The organism is Psychrobacter sp. Pi2-51 (assembly GCF_904846665.1).
GTDB lineage: Bacteria > Pseudomonadota > Gammaproteobacteria > Pseudomonadales > Moraxellaceae > Psychrobacter > Psychrobacter glaciei.
In genome coordinates, this window is record NZ_CAJHBP010000056.1 from 1 (window position 1) to 2,435 (window position 2,435).

Here is a 2,435-nt window from a genome sequence, read left to right on the forward strand (position 1 = left end):
ATTTAAAGCGTCTATAATACGCCCTCATCAAGACGAGCTGGAAGTAACTAGTGTGTAGATTACACATTAATAACCCAGTTAACCTGATGAAACAAATTATAAAAAAGCTTGACAATCCCAATCATTATGATAAGATAGTCGGCTCGCTAGATAGCTTAACCCGCAAGGGTTTGAGACTAAACAGCAAGAGAGATACCCAATATATCAGTTACTGGACGACAGTGATTGAGCACTATTTAAAAGCATAACTAAAGAACAACTTGTGTGGATTTTTGCTGATTCAGAATGCTAAAAAATAAAGTTGGTTTTAGCTCCTTTTCGGAGTTCATTCTAACTATAAAAATTATCATTTAAGACAGCAGAAAAACTCAAAGTTAATTCATTACGAACATAATTTTTAGCGATTTTGCCAGATTAGATGAGCCAAGTTTAGAAGTCTCTTTAAAGGACTTCATAGCAAGATTAAACTGAAGAGTTTGATCATGGCTCAGATTGAACGCTGGCGGCAGGCTTAACACATGCAAGTCGAGCGGAAACGATGATAGCTTGCTATCAGGCGTCGAGCGGCGGACGGGTGAGTAATACTTAGGAATCTACCTAGTAGTGGGGGATAGCACGGGGAAACTCGTATTAATACCGCATACGACCTACGGGAGAAAGGGGGCAGTTTACTGCTCTCGCTATTAGATGAGCCTAAGTCGGATTAGCTAGATGGTGGGGTAAAGGCCTACCATGGCGACGATCTGTAGCTGGTCTGAGAGGATGATCAGCCACACCGGGACTGAGACACGGCCCGGACTCCTACGGGAGGCAGCAGTGGGGAATATTGGACAATGGGGGAAACCCTGATCCAGCCATGCCGCGTGTGTGAAGAAGGCCTTTTGGTTGTAAAGCACTTTAAGCAGTGAAGAAGACTCCGTGGTTAATACCCACGGACGATGACATTAGCTGCAGAATAAGCACCGGCTAACTCTGTGCCAGCAGCCGCGGTAATACAGAGGGTGCAAGCGTTAATCGGAATTACTGGGCGTAAAGGGAGCGTAGGTGGCTCGATAAGTCAGATGTGAAATCCCCGGGCTCAACCTGGGAACTGCATCTGATACTGTTGAGCTAGAGTATGTGAGAGGAAGGTAGAATTCCAGGTGTAGCGGTGAAATGCGTAGAGATCTGGAGGAATACCGATGGCGAAGGCAGCCTTCTGGCATAATACTGACACTGAGGCTCGAAAGCGTGGGTAGCAAACAGGATTAGATACCCTGGTAGTCCACGCCGTAAACGATGTCTACTAGTCGTTGGGTCCCTTGAGGACTTAGTGACGCAGCTAACGCAATAAGTAGACCGCCTGGGGAGTACGGCCGCAAGGTTAAAACTCAAATGAATTGACGGGGGCCCGCACAAGCGGTGGAGCATGTGGTTTAATTCGATGCAACGCGAAGAACCTTACCTGGTCTTGACATATCTAGAATCCTGCAGAGATGCGGGAGTGCCTTCGGGAATTAGAATACAGGTGCTGCATGGCTGTCGTCAGCTCGTGTCGTGAGATGTTGGGTTAAGTCCCGCAACGAGCGCAACCCTTGTCCTTAGTTACCAGCGGGTTAAGCCGGGAACTCTAAGGATACTGCCAGTGACAAACTGGAGGAAGGCGGGGACGACGTCAAGTCATCATGGCCCTTACGACCAGGGCTACACACGTGCTACAATGGTAGGTACAGAGGGCAGCTACACAGCGATGTGATGCGAATCTCAAAAAGCCTATCGTAGTCCAGATTGGAGTCTGCAACTCGACTCCATGAAGTAGGAATCGCTAGTAATCGCGGATCAGAATGCCGCGGTGAATACGTTCCCGGGCCTTGTACACACCGCCCGTCACACCATGGGAGTTGATTGCACCAGAAGTGGATAGCTTAACCTTCGGGGAGGCGTTCACCACGGTGTGGTTGATGACTGGGGTGAAGTCGTAACAAGGTAGCCGTAGGGGAACCTGCGGCTGGATCACCTCCTTATAGATGGCATTCGGTCAGCAAGAATTCACAACAAGTTGTTCTTTAGTTTAGCTAGTATTTATTATTAGCGCTTTGCCTTTACAGGCAGACACAGGCCTGTAGCTCAGCTGGTTAGAGCACCGTGTTGATAACGCGGGGGTCGGCAGTTCAAGTCTGCCCAGGCCTACCATTTATTTACGGGGCCATAGCTCAGTTGGTAGAGCGCCTGCCTTGCACGCAGGAGGTCAACGGTTCGACTCCGTTTGGCTCCACCATAATAAATACGATAGTAAATATATTAAACAAGCATAAACAGAAACAAATAATTCAGATATTACATCATACGATTATTTCTTTCTGTTTTATACAGAACTTATGACTCGACGAGAGCGTAAGAACTATTTAAAAACATAGATATGAGTCTGGGTTAGGAACACGTGTTCACGCGTTGTT

At 47.3% G+C, this 2,435-nt stretch carries 2 tRNA genes and 1 rRNA gene; all 3 read left to right on the forward strand.

What is annotated here, in order from left to right:
* The first annotated feature begins 464 nt into the window (after nt 1-464).
* The 3 genes from JMY08_RS13855 to JMY08_RS13865 all read left to right on the forward strand — a co-directional run bounded on the left by JMY08_RS13855 (nt 465) and on the right by JMY08_RS13865 (nt 2,257).
* A 16S ribosomal RNA gene (locus JMY08_RS13855) occupies nt 465-2,003 on the forward strand.
* A 92-nt stretch (nt 2,004-2,095) separates the two neighbouring features.
* Nucleotides 2,096-2,172, forward strand: a tRNA-Ile gene (locus JMY08_RS13860).
* Nucleotides 2,173-2,181: 9 nt separating this feature from the next.
* Nucleotides 2,182-2,257: transfer RNA gene (locus JMY08_RS13865), tRNA-Ala, on the forward strand.
* Nucleotides 2,258-2,435 lie beyond the last annotated feature (178 nt).